Source organism: Mycobacterium sp. E2699 (assembly GCF_001666745.1).
Taxonomy (GTDB): domain Bacteria; phylum Actinomycetota; class Actinomycetes; order Mycobacteriales; family Mycobacteriaceae; genus Mycobacterium.
On sequence record NZ_LZJH01000125.1, the window covers coordinates 16860 to 34976 of the forward strand.

Here is an 18117-nt window from a genome sequence, read left to right on the forward strand (position 1 = left end):
GGCGCGGCAAGACACGAGTTCGCGCCGCTTTGCTTACCTCACCGAAACACCGGCTCGCCCAGCACTCCACGGGAGGGCAGGGCTTCGGACGCCATCGCCGGCCGTGATACTGGCGGGGTGCCTTTCATCGAACGCGTCGCGTCGCGCGAGATCTATCGCAATCGCTGGCTGGTGATCCGGGAGGACGACATCCGCCGCCCCGATGGCAGCCTCGGCATCTACGCCGTGGTGGACAAGCCGACGTACGCGCTGGTGATGCCCTACGACGGGAACCGGTTCAAGCTCGTGGAGCAGTTCCGCTATCCCCTCGGCGCGCGGCGCTGGGAGTTCCCGCAGGGCAGCGCCCCGGATCTGGTCGACGCCGAGCCGTCCCAGCTGGCCGAGCGGGAGCTGCGCGAGGAGACGGGGCTGCGCGCGACGTCGTTCGAGGCGCTGGGCCGCATCGATGTCGCCGCCGGAATGAGCAGCCAGCGCGGCTGGGTGTTTCTGGCCACCGGGATCGTCGAGGGCGAGGCGGATCGCGAGCACGAGGAGCAGGACATGCGCAGCGCGTGGTTCTCCCGCGAGGACGTCGAACAGATGATGCGCACCGGGGTGATCGTCGACGCGCAGTCGATCGCCGCCTATGGCCTGTTTCTGCTGCGCGAGCGGTGACGTGACGAAGCTTCAGCCCGACTGAGCCGCAAGGCCGGCCGCGGCCCGGATCTGCCGGCGCGCCGCGGCGGGATCGGCTTCGGGAAAGATGTAGTGGCTCAACGCCGTTCGCGCGATGGCGCCGGCCAGATCGCGAGGTTCCACCGGCGTGGCGAAGGCGCCCTCGCGGGCACAGCGCTGCAAGACCGTCACCAACCCCTCGGTGAGCATGGGCAGCGCCTGCGCCATCTGTTGGTGCGCGAACGTCGGCTCCAGGTCCAGCAGCCGCCCGGGCGGTTGGGCCTCGACGAAGGTCGCGACGACGTCGACGACGGCCTGCAGCCGCGCGATTCCGGCGACGCCGGCCATCGCGTCGTCCATCGCGGCGGTGAAGCGCCGGCGCTCCCGTTTCCCCAGCGCGTCGATGAGCTCTTCCTTGGAGGCGAAGTAGCGGTAGATCGTGGGCCGCGACACCCCGGCCCGGGCCGCCACGTCCGACAGTGACAACCTCCGCGCCCCAGCCCGGAAGACCTGCCGCTGGGCCGCGTCGAGGATCCGATCGGCCAGATCCACCACCGTGCCCCCTTACAGTTTGCCGAGCTCGCGCAGCCACGAGATCAGCAGTCGCAGGCCGTCATCGAACGACATGGGCGCATAGCCCAGGCGCCGGGTGGTCAGGTTGTCGGACGCCCGGGGTCTGCGCTCGCTCTTCGCCGCTGCTTCCGCGATGGCCATCAGGGTGGGACCGAATTCGGCGGTCAACGCCTCGGGATCGGTGCGGTAGTCGAGATCCTCGACGCGATGGTCGATTCCGGCGATCTCACACGCGCGGTTGATGCCGCCGGCGGTGCTGAAGGTCTCCTCGGGCCGGCCGACCAACAGGTAGCGCTCACCGGCCACCCCGTTGTCCAGCGCGGCGATCGAGCCCTTCGCGACGTCGGCCCCGGCCACCCACGTCACCGGAAAAGCCAAATAACGCTTGATCTTTCCGCGCATCCCGGCCAGCAGCACCCGGTTGAAGCTGGTGCGGTGCAAGGCGCGCTCGACGACCACCCCGGGCCCGAAGATCGCGCCCGGGTGGCACGTCAGCACGTCGTCGCCCGCCGCGGCGCGCTCGTGCGCGTCGAGGAAGGCGGCGAGCTTGGTGACGGTGTAGGGGTCGCCCGGTGGGTGCCGAAGCACGGGCGCCTCCTCGAAGTCGACGCCGGTGCTCAGGTCGAGGAACGTGGCGGTGCTCAGGGCGACCACCCGACGCATGCCGTGGGCCTTGGCCGCATCCAGGACGTTCGCGGTGCCGACCATGTTGACGGCCTTGAAGTCGTTCAGGTCCTGGCTCGCGCCGCCCAGCAGCGCCGCGCAGTGGATGGCCGCCTCGGCGCCCCTGGCCGCGCGACGCACGTCGTCGGCGTCCGTGATGTCGCCCCCGACCAGCTCCACGCCGATCCCGGCCAGCGCCGCGGCCCCGTCGGGATCGCGCACCAGCGCCCGCACGCGATCGCCCCGCTCGATCAGCTGTAGGCACACGTTGCCGCCGGTCTGCCCGGTCGCGCCGGTGACGAAGATGGTGCTGGCCATGCCGGCCTCCCAGCTGATTACATATCGAACATGTTCAGTAAAGACTGTAAACCGCGACGTGCCATTGTTCTATATTCGGCTGCATGACACTCGATCCCTCCAGCGTTCTTCTGACCGACCGTGTCGCGGTTGTCACCGGCGGGGGCGCGGGCATCGGCCGCGGCATCGCGGCGGCGTTGAAGGCCTTCGGCGCGCGCGTGGCGATCTGGGAACGCAACGCCGACTCGTGCGCTTCCGCCGCCGCGGAGATCGGCGCGCTGGGCCTGGTGGTCGACGTCCGCGACAGCGCGGCGGTGGACGCCGCGCTGCAGCAGACGACCGCCGAACTCGGCACGGTGACGATCCTGGTCAACAACGCCGGCGGAGTGTTCTGGTCGAGCATCCTCGAGACCAGTGAAAACGGTTGGGACGCACTGTACAAGTCGAATCTGCGCCACGTCTACCTGTGCACGCAGCGGGTGGCGCGGATTCTCGTCGAGCAGAAACTGCCGGGCAGCATCATCAGCGTCACCTCGATCGAGGGCGTGCGTGCCGCGCCCGGTTACGCGACCTATGCGGCGGCCAAGGCCGGTGTCATCAACTACACGAAGACCGCGGCGCTCGAGCTCGCGCCGCACGGCATCCGGGTCAACGCGCTGGCGCCCGACATCACCCTGACCGAGGGCATCAGGCAGATCGCGCCGCCCGGCTCCGAGCGGCGGTTCGGCCTCACGGTGCCGATGGGCCGCGCCGGCCATGTCGACGAAATGGCAGGAGCAGCAGTGTTTCTCGCCTCCGACATGTCCAGCTACATCACCGGCCAGACGATCCACGTCGACGGCGGCACCCATGCCGCCGGCGGCTGGTATCACCACCCGGACACCGGCGCATACGTGCTGGGTCCCGCGAGCGGCTAGTCGCCGGTATCGAGGCCGACGTGCGCCGACATCCCTCCGTCGATCGCAATCATTTGCCCGGTGATGTAGCGCGACTGCTCCGATGCCAGGAACACCACCAGGTCGGCGACGTCTTTCGGGTGCCCGACATAAGGCGTCAACGTCGCGCGACCGAGGTTGGCGATGACGTCCTCGGAGAGGTGCGCGCGCACCGCGTCGGTCAGGATCAGTCCCGGCACGATTGTGTTGGCCCGCACGCCGCCCTTTCCCTCGCTGGTCGCGACGTACATCGTCAGCGCGTGCACCCCGGACTTCGACACGCCGTAGGCCAGCCGGGTCGTATCACCCGACAGTGCCGCCCCCGAGGACATGTTGACGATGGAACCGCCTCCGCCCCTTCGCATTTCGGGAACCGCGTACTTGCACATCAGCAGCTGACTCCCGAGGTTGACGTCCAAGGACCGTCGCCACACATCCAGTGGCATCTCGGCCACCGTGGTGTCGCGCGACAAGAAATCGCTCGCGGTCAGCGCCGCGTTGTTGTGCAGAACGTCGACCCGGCCAAACTCGGCGACGGTGGACCGCACCACGTGGCGCGCCGTGTCCTCCTCGGCGAGGTCGCCGCCGAGTGCGAGTGCCAGCGCCCCGGTTCGCCGGATCTCGTCGGCGACCCCGGCGGCCTTGGTCTCGTCGATGTCGACGACCGCGACGGCGGCGCCTTGACGGGCCAATTCGTGCGCCGTCGCCGCGCCGATTCCGCCCGCGCCCCCGGTGACGATCGCGACCTTTCCGGCAAGTCTGGACATCGAGTTCTCCTTTTGGGCGACGCACAAAAAAGTTAGCCTGATTCGATGCCGCGTATCGCGCCAATCCCGATGGAAGAGCTCAGCGCCCACTCCCGCGAAATCGTCGAGGCCGGTGTCGCCGCCGGTCTGTACGCGACGCCGGTGCCCCTGCAGATCTTCGCGTATCGCAGCGCGCAGCTGGATCAGGTCAACGCGGCCAGGACCACGCTGGGGGCCGGCACCCTGCTGGGTGGCCGGATCCTGGAGTTACTGCGCATCCGCAGCGCCCAGCTCGGCGAATGCGAACCGTGCAGCCAGTCGCGCAAGCACGACTCGATCACCGACGAGGACGTCGCCTGCCTGCTGGCGCCGGGCCACGGCGCGCTCACCCCCCAGGAGCAGATGGCCGTCGAGTTCCTCGACCTGCTCTCCTCTGACCACCACGCCATGGACGACAAGTTCTACAAGCGCCTGGGGGAGCACTTCACCGCCGCGCAGATCATCGAGCTGGGGTTCACCTGCGCCGGGGTGATGGGGCTGCACCGCTTCATCCACACTCTCGACGTCTACGGCGACTCGGCGCCCGTCATCGGGTACGACCAGGACCAGGTCGACAGCACCAAGAAGGCGTGACGCCATGTCCGACCTGTCGTTCGACCACGCCAACGCGTTCCATCGGTTGATGCGCAGCTTCGGGTCCACGACGCTGGGCGCGGCGTTCCTGCGCCCGACCGCGCACCACCTCGACCGGCTGATCACGAAGGTCACCGGGGGCAGGAGCAGCTTCGCCGGACTCGTGACCGGGGTTCCCGCGGTGATACTGACCACCATCGGCGCCAAATCGGGGGAGCCGCGCACCGTCGCGCTGTACGGGATCCCGCACCCCGACGGGGTGGCCCTCATCGCGTCCAACTTCGGCGGTGCGAAGCATCCGGCCTGGTACCACAACCTCAGGGCCCATCCGGAGGCCACGGTGTCGATCGGCCGCGACACGTGGCAGGCGACTGCCCGCCTCGCCAGTCCCGGCGAACGCGGTGAGATCTGGGCCAAGGGCATCACGATGTACCCCGGCTGGCGCAAGTACGAAGTGCGCGCCGGCGACCGACACATCGAGGCGTTCATCCTCAGCCGGAACTGAACTGCGTTGTGGCTAGCCCGGTTTAGGCTTCTTCGCCGACGGATGGCCGCTGAATGCCTCGAGGCCGTCTCGATCGGTGGCGGTGCGGAACCCGATATCGGCCACCCAGCGGGCGCGCAGTGCGCTCACTCGTCGGACGCGCAATTAGGAATCGAGATTGTCATCGCCTTGTGACAAAACTTGTCGTGCGAGCAAATTGGACAATGCCAGTTCTTACAAACTCATGCACGGCGACCCCTTCGCCGGTATTCATATCAGGTCGAGGAGATCAGCCGCTGTATGTAGGGGAGAATCACGCGGCATTCCTCGGCGCTGAGCCGCAGCGTGCCGCGCTCGCCATCGCGGGAGTCGAACGACACCGTTAACGCGCCGTGTTCGACCAGCGGTGCGTCGCCGATGTGGCCTTGGTAGGCCATGAATTTCGGTTCCTCGATCACGACGAGCATGCCTGTGGGATCCCTCTCTTTGTTCGCCCGGCTCTCGCCGATGATGTGCAGTTGTGTCGAGTCCTCAATCGAACCGCTGTGCGTTATGGCTCCATATCGTCGTTGTGCGACGGTCGAGATTTTTTCGGGGCGTCCCGAACAGCTCGCTTCAATGAGCTCAGCAAGCTTGTTTAATAGGTACCAGCATCTCGATGTGCGGCAAAATGTGATGAGGAGTGAATTTCGCCACGCGCGGCACAGAGCCGACAAGGCCTGCAACCCGCGCGCCTACGTGGGGATCACACGTAGAAGTCAGCCCCTCATTCCTCGCTCGCTTCTGACAAGCAGGGCAGGCCCGCCGAGCATGAGCGCCAGTGCGAAGCCGGTGATGTCGGTGCTGGTGGGTTGGTGGGTACTCATGTCGAACACGGTGATCCCGAGGGTGGTGAGCAGGGTGAGCACTAAGGTCATGCCGGTGTAACGGATCGGCCCGAGGGCGAGGAAGACAAGCCCGATTACCGCGATGAACAGCGACAACATCAGGTCAGCGCCTGAGCTTCGCGTCGTACCAACCCCGCCTCCTCGTCCGAACTACCCAGCCGCCAGGCTCATAGCGTAGCCGCGTGGTGTCGATATGGACGGCGAGTTTTCGATGACTTGTGACACCGTCGTGATACGCAGAGCCGCCGCAGGGGTGAGGGACAGAGGCCGCATTTATGACGCCCTCCGACGGCGTGGCTGCACGGCCTCTTCGTCCCGAACGACCACGACCTGCGGATATGGAAACTGATGGTTAGAGACGGCTGATACTTGATCAGTCGGGAATTTAGCCGCTGAACTGCTGCTTCGATGCCTTAGCCATCAACTTCCACCATCTGCCGTCGGCTGTAAGAGCGCACCCGTCTGCGTACCGGCGTCCCTTTTGCGCGGGGCGTTTCCGCGCCACAAGTTGATGGCCGTGCGGCGCAGGGCGGGTGCTAGACATTCGACACCCGGAGCGGGTACACAGCGGTGCGACAAGGAGGCGGTTGCCGCTCGACCCAGCGAAGCCAGAGCTAATGGTGTGAAAGGCCATCGCAGTTCAATCTCGAATCAGACGTGCGAGCGCCCACCCCCACTCATTGAGCCGCGGGCGTCCAACCGACAGGCAGTCGTTTGATGCCGTGGATGAACGCCGAGCGCAGGATGGCCGGTTCCTCGACGGCGACGATATCGGGGATGCGGTTGCGCAACTCCTCGAACAGCACCCGGATCTCCCGCCGGGCCAGGTTGGCGCCCAGACAGAAGTGGGCTCCACCTCCGCCGTATCCAAAGTGCGGGTTGGGATTTCGGGTGACGTCGAACAACCAGGGGTTGTCGAACTTGGTTTCGTCGCGGTTGGCCGAGTTGTACCACATCGAAACCTTGTCGCCGGCCTTCATCGCCACACCGCCGAGTTCGACGTCCTCGTTGAGATTGCGTCGCATGAAGATCACCGGAGTGGCCCAGCGCACGATCTCCTCGACCGCGGTAGCGGCGACGCCGTCGAAATCGGCCCACCATTTGTCCCGCGCATCGGGGTAACGGCTCAACGCCACCATGCCGTGACTGATGGCGTTGCGGGTGGTCTCGTTGCCCGCACCGGACAACAGGATGAAAAACGATGCGATTTCCGCAGACGACAGGCGCTCACCGTCGACCTCTGCCCGTACCAGGTTCGAGGTCAGATCGTCGGCGGGTTCGGCACGGCGGGACTCGGCCAACTGGGCGCCGTACGCGGCGAGGTCGAGTACCGCCTGAATCGCCTCGTCGTGGCCGGTGGTCACCTCCTCGTCACCGGTTCCCAAGATGACCGACGTCCAGTGGAAGACCTTGTGCTCGTCCGCTTCGGGGATGCCCATCATGTCGCAGATGATTTGCAGCGGAAGCGGACCCGAGAGGGACTCGACGAAGTCCGCCTCCCCGTCGGGGTGGTTGGCCAGCATGTCGCTCACCAGTTGCTGCGCCCGGGTACGTACGCTTTCCTCGATGCGGGCCACCATCTTGGGGGTGAACGCGCGGTTGACTATCGATCGCAGCCGTTGGTGGCGCGGGTCGTCGAGGTTGATCATTGATCCGCTGAACTCCGCGATCGCCGCGTCGATCTCGAGCAATGACACGCTCGTCGGGATCGAACTGAAGACTTCCGGGTGCCGGCTCGCATGATGCACATGGTCGAACGACGTCAGTGCCCAATGCCCGGGGCCCGATTCGAACCCGGGTATGCGGGGAGCCTCGAAGAACGCTATCGGCGCTTCGCGGCGGAGCGTGACGAACGCCCCGTCGCGGCGGTCGTCGTCCCAACTCCAGAACTCGAGTGAGCCCAGGTCGATATCGCTCAATAGCACCTCCGGTGGCGGTGTGCCATTTTCGCGGTGCGTGATAGCCGAGCCAATCGTTGTCATGGTGACCTCCCGGTCCGACCCTGAGTGTGACACCCTGTCACGTCGGTGGTCCACAGAACTCGCTGTGGCGCATTTTCCCGAGGCTGTCGGCGGCCAACGCTGACCTGCGCCCCCCACCTCGGTAGATGATGGCGAGGAGGGGGTGCAAAAGTCTGTCCGAGCGCCGTACCCGTTCTGACTGCCTGTCAACGGTTTTAGGCAGCGGCGACGGCGAAGAGATGCCCAGCAAAGACGGTGACCATCGCAGCGAACACGGTGACCACCCCAGGTATGGGCGTCCTACCCGGGGTACGGCCAACCTATGGCCAGCAGCACGACGAGAATCAAGGTGAACGTGGCCGTGAGTAGCGACAGATCTCTCATCATCAGCCGGTATTCGCGGTCAGCATCATAATTTGGACTTGTCACCGCGGCCTCCTCTTTTGGGCGCAACCCAAACAGTCTCAGGCGCGGCGGAGATGGCCGCCCAGAGTAGTCGACTACTCCATTCAAACCCAGCGGCGACGGGGACAGGACAGACGAACAACCAAAGACCCCGCCGACCGATTCGCGTGGCGGCCCACCCCGACGCCTACGACCAAATCGACCAGGCCCGAGCAGAACTCGAGCGATTGGCTGATTCCGTCGGCGACACGAGAGAACGGGGCTAAAGCGGTGTCCGTTCCTCCGGTGGCTGCACCATCAGGCGTGGTGACGTTTCTGTTCACCGATGTCAAGGGTGGGACCCGTCGGTGGGAAGCCGACGCCGAGAGGATGCGGATCGCCCTCGCTGCCCATGACGACGTGTTGTGCAAGGCGATTGAGGCGCAGGGCGGCTGGTTGTTCAAGCACACCGGTGACGGTGTGTGTGCCGTGTTCGCCTCGCCGAGGTGTGCGGTGGATGCGGCAGTCGCCGCGCAGCGGGCACTGGAGTTGCCGGTGCGGATGGGCATCGCGACCGGCGAAGCCGAACTGCGGGGGGCGGACTACTTCAGAACGGTGCAGAACCGTGCAGCACGGGTAATGGCCGCCGGCGTGCGCCGGCTCCGCTTGCATGACGCCCGCCATTCGTGCGGCACCGCATTGCACCTTCGCGGCGTGCCGATGGCCGTCATCGCCAAGTGGCTGGGTCACGCTGACGCATCGACCACGGCGCGTATCTACGCCCACAGCCAGGACCATGCGCTTAAGGCGGCCAGCGCAACGCTGGGGCAGGTTGTCACTCCCGGCGGGTAGATCAACAGTTCGATGGATGTTGTGACATCCTCGTGACACTGAGGCTCTCATAGGAGCGGTTCGAACACAGGCTGATTCGTGTCATCGCAGGTCAGCCGGTGCTTCGTGTGGTGCCCCCGGCAGGATTCGAACCTGTTAGACGTGACGGCGCGACCGAGCGTGTTCACCATGGATTTATGCGGCTTTAGCTGGGCTTATGGTGCTTCTGCTAAGCGGCAGTAATGGACACTGCTGGGCATAGAAGTACAGTCTTATTGTCACGTTGGTTGCACGGAAGGCCCCCAGGATGCCGCGTAAAGCCCGCCGTAAACGCCGCCGCTTCGGTCGCCTGCGCCACCTGCCGTCTGGGCGCTGGCAAGCCGCTTACATCGGCCCGGACGGCAAGCTCCATAAGGCCCCGCACACCTTCGCCTCCGACGTGGCCGCAGAGGCGTGGCTGTCGAAGGTCCGCGACGCCATCGACCGAGAAGTCTGGGGCGCTACCGAACGCAGCGACGGCGTGATCCTGCGGGACTACGCCCGGCGCTGGATGGACCACCGCCAACTGCGACCGCGCACCAAAGCCCTGTATGAGTCTTTGTTGGAGCGGCTGATCCTGCCCAAGCTGGGCGATGCGGTGATGGTGAACTTGACGCCGGCAGCGATCCGCCAGTGGCACGCCGCGCTGGGTGCCGACCATCCCACCCAGACCGCCCACGGCTACGCGCTGCTGCACGCGATCTGTGCGACCGCCGTCCAGGACGAAGTGATAGACGCGAACCCGTGCCGCATCCGGTCGGCCATGCAGACCAAGCGCCGCCGCAACATCGACATTCTCACCCCGGCTGAGGTGGACCGGCTGGCTACAGAGATGCCCGCCCAGCTGCGCGCCAGCGTCATCCTGGCCGCTTGGTGCGGTCTGCGGTGGGGTGAAACATCAGAGCTGCGCCGCGCGGACGTCAGCGCTGATTGCAGCGTGCTACACGTTCGGCGGGCAGTCACCTACCGCGACCGTGTTTTCACCGTCGGGGAGCCGAAGACAGCTGCCGGGGTTCGTGACGTTGCGGTGCCACCCCATATCCGCCCAATCATCAAGGCGCACTTGAAAAACTATGTGGGACGGGGGGCTGACTCGCTGCTGTTCCCCGACGACGACGGCACCCATCTTCGCGCGGACCGCTACCGCCCGCACTGGGAGAAGGCCCGTGCCGCGATCGGCAAGCCCACCCTGCGGGTTCATGACCTGCGCCACGTTGGCGCGGTGCTGGCGGCCCAATCTGGCGCTACCACAGCGGAATTGATGCATAGGCTAGGCCACACCACGCCGCAGATGGCGCTGCGCTATCAACATGTGGCGGAGGGCCGTGACGCGGAGATCGCGGAGCGGCTGTCCAAACTTGCTGGCGCGGAGCGAATCTAAGATTTCCCTGTGAATTCCCTGCGGTCCCAACAGGTCTGCCAGGGGAAGCACATTTCCCCTGCTTTGTAATTGCCGTGGGCTGAGCCAGGCTACGGCCCATGATTGGACACACTGAGGCAGAGACCCCTCTGCCCCCATTGTTAAGCCCCAGCCAGGCTGCCGCCTATGCCGGCGTGGACAGGAAAACGATTTATCGCCGAATAGAGGACGGCACCTTGCCGGCCGTGAGGTTCGGCCCGCGCTGCCTTCGCGTCCGGCGCGAGGACCTGCTCAAGCTGCTGGAACCCCCGGCACCCCAAGCCAAGCGCCGCGCTGGCTAGCCGCGCGCCAACCCAGAGCCTGGCCAACCCACGGGCCAATGACTGACGCGCGCAACGGAAACCGACCCAACACCACAGCACCGAGAGAGAACACAGGACGGGCCACCATGACGGATTGGAAAACACGGAATGCACCAACAGAATTGGCGAAGGGCGCGCCCGCGTAACCGGACGCGCCCCGCCAGTGCTACAGGTAGTTGCCAGACTTCCGCGAGCAGCACTGCCCATGCTATCGGACTGGACGGACACGACGTGGGTGCCACCGCGCTGGCGGCGAACCAGTGAGCACCGCCGACAGGTGGGTTCGCAGCCACACCGACTTCCCCAAGTTTGAGTGGATGGGCCTGGTGCGAAAGGCCAAGCACATTTCGGCAGTGCGGCGCTTGGTGATATGCCACATCGGTGCCACCGCCGACCGTTGCGGCCAAAAGGCCTGGCGCTCAAACGCCCTGGTGATGGAGGAGCTTGGGGTGTCGCTGGACACCGTGAAGGACGCGCGCAAGGACGCCGTGGATTCCGGGTTCCTGGTGCCCACCAGCAAAGCCCCGCGCGGTGCCGGGAACACCAAGACGATGGAGTACCGGCTTCAAATCCCGGCAATAAATAGTGGCTCCACAGCCCCTATTCCCAAACGAAATGGTGGCCCCAGACCCCCTATTTCCAGCAAAGAAATGGGGGCTACGGACTCGATAAATAGGGGCTGCGGAGGGCAAAAAATAGGGGCTGCAGAAGCCCACCCTTCGGGTTTTCCTTCGGGTTTTCCTTCGGGGCTGCGGCACGACGGCGTTGGCGATCTAGCCGAACCACACAACCGTCCCCCAGACCCCAACCCCAAATATCCATCTCAACAACAAAAGACTGGCGACGCCCCTGGCGGGGCGGCAAAAGACCACGCGGCTGACGCCGCGAGCATGGACGAGAAGAAGCCTCGCCCACAGCTGGGCGCCATGGTCCATCGGATGTTGGTCAACACCAACCCAGCGCGAGCCGGGGCAGCCAAGCCACCACCCAGACGGGACAACTGGGCTGTGCGTGAGGACCTCGAACGCCACAAGGAGCGCCTGGCCGGCATTGACAGCTGCGAGTTGTGCGACGAGCACGGCTACCTGGGCGACGACAAGTGCTGGCACGGGAAGCCAGCGGCATGAGCGCCGCCTGGCAGCGCCGCCGCCGCCTCAGGCGTTTCGACCGCGCTCGCCGAGTTTTCAACAGCTGGAACGAACCAGCCACTACTCACCAGAGAGGGTTCCCGAAATGACCGAGCAGCAAGCACTTCCCAGCATGATTCCCACCCGCGCCGATTTTCAGCGTGCCGCCGCGCTGTGCCTCCACGCCTATGGCCATGACCCCCAAGGCGTCAATCACGTCCTGGCCGAGGCCGATCAGCTTGGGAGGCTGTCCAGCCTGGTTCTGGCGCTGGTGGAAATCGCCGGGCGCGCACCGGAGCCGCTGGCCAGCCCCGCTGGGATAGCGGGCCTGCGGATGGTGTGCGCCGGGATGGCGTTAGACGAAGACACGCCGCAGTGACAGTTTTCGTCGAAGGGGTCGCTGCGCGGTGCCAGGCTGGGCCGCACAGCCCCCTGGTGACCCTGGAAGGACTCTCGCGTGGTCGGTGACCTGTTGTCCCTGCTGGACGTGCCCCACCTGGACGGAGCCAGCTGTCGCGGCCTGCAAGACCTGTACGACCGAACGATCGCCAACGGGCGGGGCATCACCCTTGAGATACGCCAGGCACGCGAGACCGCCCAGGCCATCTGCCGTCAATGCCCAGCGTTAGCCGAATGCCGTGACTGGACCAACAGCCTGCCCCGCTCCAAACGCCCGCTCGGGGTGACCGCTGGCCTGGTGTTGGGTGACTTCGCGCGCAGACGTACACCCCGCCGCCGCAAGACACGCCGCGCGGCATGAGTGGTGACGCAACGCTGTCGGGGCGATTGGTTATGATCGGAGTCTGCGACCAGAGTTGCCGTGCAACCCGCCTTCGGGCGCGCCGTAAGCCACAGGTCTCCGCTCGCGTTTGCCCGCCCGCGCAGGGTTTTTGCCCCGCCCGGATTGCGGTTCATCTGCTGTTGGCATTGGACAGCGCCAACAGCCGCGTGGAACAGCCGTTGCCGCACCAGCTTTGACTTCTTGGCTAAATGAGGCTGGTGCGGCAGCGGTTCCCGCGAGCACGGGCCGCCACCACCTTTCCTCAGCCCTTTGAAATGAACAGGACGCAACCATGTTTGAAACCATGACGCGGGACCAAGCAGTGGAGCGCATGCAACAGCTGCACGCCCGCATTTCCGAAATCGCCGGCAAGCACCGGACCAGCCGCCAAGACGACGCCGACTTCGCTGCCGCGCAAACCGAATTCGCGGAGTTGCAACGCCAGGTTGAGGACCTAGACCGCCGTTCCGCGCTGGCCAGCGCCGCCCGTGGCGGCGGCGGGGAACTGCGGATTGAGCGCGGCTCCATCACCGACCACACGCCCACCCTTGGCGGCACCCCGCAGCGGGACAGCGCCAAGCGGACCTTGGATCGGTCGGTCAAGGCTGGCGGCCTGGACGAGCGCGCCGCTGAAGCCGTGGAGCGCCTGATGGACGACGGAAACGAGCTGGAGCGCAGCTGGATGCGACGCTGGGTAACCGACAGCGGCAGCCCGGAATACAAGTCCGCATTCCGGAAGCTGTTGGCGCACGGCGAAGCCCGCGCGGGCCTGGAATTCACCGGACCCGAACGGGCTGCGTTTGAGCGGGTTTCACGGCTGAAGCAGGAGCAGCGCGCGATGTCCCTGACGGACAGCGCGGGCGGGTTCCTGGTGCCGTATGAGGTCGATTTCAATATCAACCTGGTCAGCGCGGGTTCCATCAACCCGCTGTTGCAGTGGGCGCGGGTGGTGCGTTCGGTTTCCGACGTGTGGCACGGCATCAACTCCAACGGCGTAGTCAGCGAGTGGCTGGCGGAGGCCGCCGAAGCGTCCGACGCCTCGCCAACACTGGCGGAGCCTCAGGTGCCCAACTACAAGGCGTCCACGTTCGTGCCCTACAGCTTTGAGGTAGCCATGGACAGCACCGACCTGGTTTCCCAGCTGGGCCAGCTGATTTCGGACAGCCAGACCCAGTTGCTCAACGAAGCCTGGACCAACGGCGGCGGCGTGGGCGGACCGACCGGCCTGGTGACCAAGCTGACCGGCTCCTCCAGCGTGGTGAACGCCGGCACGTCGGCAACCCTTGCCGCAGGCGACGTGTACAACCTGCAGAACACGCTGGGGCCGCGCTGGCAGGCCAACGCCCGCTGGTTGGGCAACCTGGCCGCGATCAACGCCATCGCCGCGTTGGAAACCCCGAACGGCGCGATCCGCTTCCCCTCCATCCAGAACGACCCGCGCACGCTGCTAGGCCGTCCGGTGGGCGAAGCCAGCAACATGGACGGCAGCCTGGCCGCCGGCAGCCACGCCCTGATATACGGCGACTTCAACCAGTTCGTCATCAGCCAGCGCATCGGCACCAGCGTGGAACTGATCCCGCACCTGTTCGGCGCCAACCGGCGTCCGACTGGACAGCGCGGACTGTTCGCCTGGTCGCGTTGGGGTTCGGACTGCATCAACACCGCAGCGTTCCGCATGTTGGCGCTTTAGCAACGACTTCCGTGGCCTTGGGAAAGTGGCGGCGCTTTCGGTGTGCGCCTTTGCCTGGCCCGCCACGGAATCGGTGCCCAGGTGGCCAAATGTTGGGGCTGTCCGGCCTTCCGGCCACCTGGGCACCACCACCCAAGACTCCCGTGACCGAGGTACTGGTCGGGCCACATTTGCTGGCTTCCTCGGTCACGGGACCCCAACTCAAGCCCAGACCCCAGGGGGGCGGTCAAACAGGACGGGGACCGGGAGGCAACCCACGCCCCACCAGCGTGGGTAGCCCCCCCTCAAGCTTTTACCGAAGATTTTTCGGGCTTGTAATGGCGCGCCTGCACCACAGTTTTCCGCGCGTTTGCGCTGGTCGGCGCTGTGCAGCAGCGGTTTTCGGGGAAAGCTGGAAAACCGAAGACGTTCGGTTTCTTGAGGTCTACGGGAAGCGGCAAACTGAAGATGAGATGTCCTTCTGCAGGGCCAAACATTCGGGTACTTCTACATGGTCGCGGGCGAAGGTTAAGTAGGTCCCCTGTCCACCGCACCGATGTGCGCTAGAACGGCGGCTCGTCGTCTCCGAGCATTTGCCTTTCACCCTTACGCCACTCCCGAAACTGTCGGAGTTCTGCCTGAAGTCGCTCCATGTCTAGCTTCTTGTGGCACCGCTTACACATCGGCATATAGAACTCGGGGAACCGCGAGTAGGGGACGATACTGCGAAGTTGCCAATCTTGCTTTGTGTCATACAGTTCCGACTGATCCGTGCCGTCGTACGCCCACTCCTCGGCGAGATCCCCACACCAGACGCATGGATACTTGTGAACGCGGCCCCACAGCGCCCTGCACCGATGGTGCGCGCCGGTATAGGTGCATTCGTCGAAGATGGTTCGAATTGGAACCATGTGCCCATGCACCCGTAGCTGCCGAAGGTGAGCTTCGCAGTATCCCTTCGACTTTGCTTTGCCGGTGCAGCCGTCGAAGTTACAAAACTTTGGCTGCTTCATTCGCGGCTGGAACGAAGGCGTGACCGCGCCCGTGTCCTTCAATTGCCGCGCGTGGCCATTGCAATAGCCATCTTTATTCCCCCGCGGTCGAGTGCAGCCTTTAACGACGCAGGGCGTGTTCTGGCCGTTTGGTGCGCGCAGCAATTCAGGTACGAGCGGCAATCCCGTTTTTTTCCGTTTTTCGTGCGTTGAGCAGTAGCCGTCAGGGCCGTAGTTTGATGGCCGTTCGCAGCCGTCGATGCTGCACCGCTTCGGCCCCGTGAAGACTTGCGGGCACGGGTCGCCCGTTACGCAGAGCGCCCGGTGAACAGTGGTCTGGCTAATACCGAGTTGGGCGGCGATCGCTTGCATGGTCAGCCCGGTCGCGCGCAGCGCGAAAACCGCTTGCTCGCGCTTGCGGCGGCCCTCCTGCTGTTGCTTCAGTCGCGAGTGGAACGGTGTGACTGTGCCGTTATCCCGGAGTTGGCGCGCATGGCCACGGCAGTGGCCGGTTTTGCTTCCTCGCGGGCGTTCGCAGCCCTCGACGATGCACGGCGGTGTCGGTCGGCGTTTACGCAGCGGGCGTGGATCGCCCGTGACGGCCAGCGTGGATCGAACTGTCTCAATACTGACCTCGAGCTGTTGCGCGATCGTATGCATGGTCAATCCAGTCGACCGGAGCGCCAAGATAGCCTGCCGGCGCTCTTCACGTACTGACGCGCGAACCGCCGCAGGAACGCGCGGCGGCCGACGGCCTCGTTGGGACGGCCCACACTGTCCGGCATCATGCATGCCAAAAGCATGCCAGCGCTACAGGGCTGTGTGGTATGCACCACGTTCTAGAGCGGTGCGGTCGCGAGGCAAGGTTCGTGTAGAGCTGCCTTCACCCCCACTTTCCGCAGGTCATGGGAACATATGTCGTGCCAGGACCGTTGAGAGTTGATGTGTAATTATGGACGAATGGATGGGAGTCCTAGCTACGATCGTCCACCAGTACGAGCCACGACCTTGACGATTTATGTCGAACCAATCGATAACTTCGATCTGGCGATGGTCGCGCCACTTCATCAGCGATGGAGCGAGAAGTTCCCGGCGCTTGGGCAGGCGTTCCCTCGACGTCGCCCAGACGAATTGCCCAGCGTCGACATAATCGGGCTTGCTGGCGGTTGGCCCCTACCCGCCGTGGAGCAAGTTGACAACTCCCTCAGCCGAACCCTCAGCTACCAGCGCGACCAAATTTCCCTGGAATGGAAGTTCGACTCGGAAGCTGCGGTCACGATGTATCCCGGGTTTACGAGCCTGTCCGCGGAGCTGAACGCCGTGTTTGCGTACTTCCTCGAAGTTGTTGAGCGTTTGGGTGATAAGACTCTCCGAATCCAAGGGGCACGTTGCGCTTACGTGAACGTGCTCGACAGCATCGAGGGTGTCGACTGGATCGCTGGCTACATCTCAGGTTGGCAAGGTCCCGCCCTGGGTAGTCGAGGGGGTGACGCTGAATACCTTGGACTCAGAGTGAAGAACGCAAGCGACAACACCGACCTCGGAACTCGCCGGATCACAATGCTGGAACTGGATTCCGGACAGGAAGTGGGCAGAACGCACTTGGAGATCGACGTCCTGTCACTACCCCTTCCGGAGTCAAGTCTCAGCGATCTGCCCCCGGCGGAGGCGGCAAGTGCGATGCTGGAAGATGCACACGCGACTCTGATTGCGACCTTTGAGGACAATGCGGATGACGAGATGCGAGCCAAGTGGGGGGTGAGGCAATGACCGCTGCCGACTTTCAAGAGGCGGCCAGTCGTCTGACCAAAAGGCTCGCGGAAGCCAAATTCGCAGTCGATTCTGCTTGGGCGCGGCAGGGACGACTTACTGAGGAGATGCTTGCCAAGCTCTCCAGGATTGACGCCGCGCTTGCTTCGATGGCTCGAACGGTCGATGCGTGGACAAACGACGACCGCCTGAGAGCGTTGACCGGACGACAAACGGCAAAAAGCCGCGCGCATGCGGTTCTCGATGGCCTCAAGGGGCAAGGGCTGATAGAAGGCACCACTTACGACCGCGCCGTGACACTCGTTGATGTTCTGTTTACGCCGAATACCGTCTACGCGTCGATTTCCTCCGACGACGGTGGAGTGACCTTCTACTGGCGAGCGGGCGACATGTCCATCGAAATCGACATTCATCCAGCTGAGGGATTCTGGTGGCGCGTTCGAAATGTCGCTGCAGAAAACTATTCTGGCCATGGTGCCGCAATCCACCAGTACGACCAGCTGAAGCACAGCTTGAAAATGTTCTCGAAAGAAGTCGACCGCGCCAACCCACACTGGCGTCAGCAAATCATTTAAGTGGCGTGTCGGCTCCGGCTGAATGGGTCAGTGATGACCCTTCGATCACTGACGATGAAGTCGTATATCGGCGTGTGACCAAAAATGCCCCGGGGGCGCTCACCATAGACCGTATCAGTGGTGAGACCCACTTAGGCACAGGGGCATTCAGTCTCAACCCACGTGACAGGGCCGCTCCGGCCGGCTGTTCAGTTTGTCTCGAAAGCCTTATGCGACAACACGAAATTCCAACAAGTAGGCTAGCCAAGTGGGAAACGCAGGGCGTCGGTCGTTTCCATGCCAGGGATGTTCGCCGAGGCAAAGGCGGGATCGTCGCCTCCGAAGACCCAGAAGACACGGAGCTTGGTAAGGCGCACGCGCTCCTCCGTACAAAATCGCCCGGTCTACCACGGGC

General features: G+C 64.6%; 20 protein-coding genes and 1 pseudogene. 14 read left to right on the plus strand and 7 right to left on the minus strand.

Features of this window, described 5'->3' with window-relative positions; translation table 11 throughout:
- Window positions 1–117 precede the first annotated feature (117 nt).
- Complete coding sequence (locus tag A5696_RS21250; RefSeq protein WP_067882971.1) at window positions 118–654, plus strand: NUDIX hydrolase; 537 nt, start codon at window positions 118–120, stop codon at window positions 652–654.
- 12 nt (window positions 655–666) lie between these two features.
- Here the strand turns inward: A5696_RS21250 and A5696_RS21255 are convergent, their stop codons facing one another.
- Together A5696_RS21255 and A5696_RS21260 are read right to left on the minus strand one after the other, a co-directional pair.
- Window positions 667–1206 (minus strand): TetR/AcrR family transcriptional regulator, encoded by a 540-nt coding sequence (locus A5696_RS21255; protein ID WP_231964547.1) that lies wholly within the window; start codon window positions 1204–1206, stop codon window positions 667–669.
- Between the two features lie 12 nt (window positions 1207–1218).
- Entirely contained in the window at window positions 1219–2208 is a 990-nt protein-coding gene (locus tag A5696_RS21260; RefSeq protein ID WP_067882973.1) for an NAD-dependent epimerase/dehydratase family protein, read from the minus strand.
- A gap of 83 nt (window positions 2209–2291) precedes the next feature.
- Between A5696_RS21260 and A5696_RS21265 the strand changes: the two genes are divergently transcribed.
- Window positions 2292–3104, plus strand: coding sequence for an SDR family NAD(P)-dependent oxidoreductase (locus tag A5696_RS21265; RefSeq protein WP_067882974.1), 813 nt, complete (start codon window positions 2292–2294; stop codon window positions 3102–3104).
- Here A5696_RS21265 and A5696_RS21270 read toward each other — a convergent pair.
- Window positions 3101–3889 carry an SDR family NAD(P)-dependent oxidoreductase gene (locus tag A5696_RS21270; protein ID WP_067883016.1) on the minus strand — a complete coding sequence of 263 codons (789 nt, stop codon included), beginning with the start codon at window positions 3887–3889 and terminating at the stop codon, window positions 3101–3103. The genes A5696_RS21265 and A5696_RS21270 overlap by 4 nt on opposite strands.
- 45 nt (window positions 3890–3934) lie before the next feature.
- Between A5696_RS21270 and A5696_RS21275 the strand changes: the two genes are divergently transcribed.
- Complete coding sequence (locus A5696_RS21275) at window positions 3935–4501, plus strand: carboxymuconolactone decarboxylase family protein (protein WP_067882975.1); 567 nt, start codon at window positions 3935–3937, stop codon at window positions 4499–4501.
- Between the two features lie 4 nt (window positions 4502–4505).
- Window positions 4506–5006: a nitroreductase family deazaflavin-dependent oxidoreductase gene (locus A5696_RS21280; protein ID WP_067882976.1), complete on the plus strand. Its 501-nt coding sequence runs from the start codon at window positions 4506–4508 to the stop codon at window positions 5004–5006.
- A gap of 254 nt (window positions 5007–5260) precedes the next feature.
- Here the strand turns inward: A5696_RS21280 and A5696_RS21285 are convergent, their stop codons facing one another.
- The 3 genes from A5696_RS21285 to A5696_RS21295 form a co-directional block, all read right to left on the minus strand.
- Window positions 5261–5452, minus strand: coding sequence for a hypothetical protein (locus A5696_RS21285; RefSeq protein ID WP_067882977.1), 192 nt, complete (start codon window positions 5450–5452; stop codon window positions 5261–5263).
- Between the two features lie 291 nt (window positions 5453–5743).
- The gene (locus A5696_RS21290; protein WP_067882978.1) at window positions 5744–5971 is read right to left on the minus strand and encodes a hypothetical protein; all 228 of its coding nucleotides are present in this window, start codon (window positions 5969–5971) and stop codon (window positions 5744–5746) included.
- A 578-nt stretch (window positions 5972–6549) separates the two neighbouring features.
- Window positions 6550–7854 carry a cytochrome P450 gene (locus A5696_RS21295; RefSeq protein ID WP_067882979.1) on the minus strand — a complete coding sequence of 435 codons (1305 nt, stop codon included), beginning with the start codon at window positions 7852–7854 and terminating at the stop codon, window positions 6550–6552.
- Window positions 7855–8523: 669 nt separating this feature from the next.
- On the opposite strand from A5696_RS21295, the pseudogene A5696_RS29250 reads away from it, so the two are divergent.
- The 8 genes and pseudogenes from A5696_RS29250 to A5696_RS21315 all read left to right on the plus strand — a co-directional run.
- Window positions 8524–8868 (plus strand): annotated as a pseudogene (locus tag A5696_RS29250) (adenylate/guanylate cyclase domain-containing protein); the annotation flags it as partial.
- A complete protein-coding gene (locus tag A5696_RS29255; RefSeq protein ID WP_369803373.1) occupies window positions 8857–9069 on the plus strand; it encodes a tyrosine-type recombinase/integrase in 213 nt (70 codons plus the stop codon). The pseudogene A5696_RS29250 and the gene A5696_RS29255, both read left to right, overlap by 12 nt.
- Window positions 9070–9355: 286 nt before the next feature.
- Window positions 9356–10468, plus strand: coding sequence for a tyrosine-type recombinase/integrase (locus tag A5696_RS21305; protein ID WP_067882981.1), 1113 nt, complete (start codon window positions 9356–9358; stop codon window positions 10466–10468).
- Between the two features lie 98 nt (window positions 10469–10566).
- Entirely contained in the window at window positions 10567–10788 is a 222-nt protein-coding gene (locus A5696_RS27285; RefSeq protein WP_082969088.1) for an AlpA family transcriptional regulator, read from the plus strand.
- A gap of 281 nt (window positions 10789–11069) precedes the next feature.
- Window positions 11070–11936: a hypothetical protein gene (locus A5696_RS27760; RefSeq protein ID WP_156738530.1), complete on the plus strand. Its 867-nt coding sequence runs from the start codon at window positions 11070–11072 to the stop codon at window positions 11934–11936.
- 106 nt (window positions 11937–12042) lie between these two features.
- Window positions 12043–12315, plus strand: coding sequence for a hypothetical protein (locus A5696_RS21310; RefSeq protein ID WP_067882982.1), 273 nt, complete (start codon window positions 12043–12045; stop codon window positions 12313–12315).
- Window positions 12316–12393: 78 nt separating this feature from the next.
- On the plus strand, window positions 12394–12696 hold the full coding sequence (locus A5696_RS27290; RefSeq protein WP_082969089.1) for a WhiB family transcriptional regulator: 303 nt from the start codon (window positions 12394–12396) through the stop codon (window positions 12694–12696).
- A gap of 313 nt (window positions 12697–13009) precedes the next feature.
- Entirely contained in the window at window positions 13010–14407 is a 1398-nt protein-coding gene (locus A5696_RS21315) for a phage major capsid protein (RefSeq protein ID WP_082969090.1), read from the plus strand.
- A 542-nt stretch (window positions 14408–14949) separates the two neighbouring features.
- Here the strand turns inward: A5696_RS21315 and A5696_RS27295 are convergent.
- Window positions 14950–16038 carry a LuxR C-terminal-related transcriptional regulator gene (locus A5696_RS27295; RefSeq protein ID WP_197517043.1) on the minus strand — a complete coding sequence of 363 codons (1089 nt, stop codon included), beginning with the start codon at window positions 16036–16038 and terminating at the stop codon, window positions 14950–14952.
- Between the two features lie 348 nt (window positions 16039–16386).
- Here A5696_RS27295 and A5696_RS21325 point away from each other — a divergent pair, with 348 nt between their 5' ends.
- Both A5696_RS21325 and A5696_RS21330 read left to right on the plus strand, forming a co-directional pair.
- Entirely contained in the window at window positions 16387–17148 is a 762-nt protein-coding gene (locus A5696_RS21325; protein WP_156738531.1) for a hypothetical protein, read from the plus strand.
- A complete protein-coding gene (locus A5696_RS21330) occupies window positions 17145–17723 on the plus strand; it encodes a hypothetical protein (RefSeq protein ID WP_156738532.1) in 579 nt (192 codons plus the stop codon). The genes A5696_RS21325 and A5696_RS21330 overlap by 4 nt, the downstream gene beginning before the upstream one ends.
- Window positions 17724–18117 lie beyond the last annotated feature (394 nt).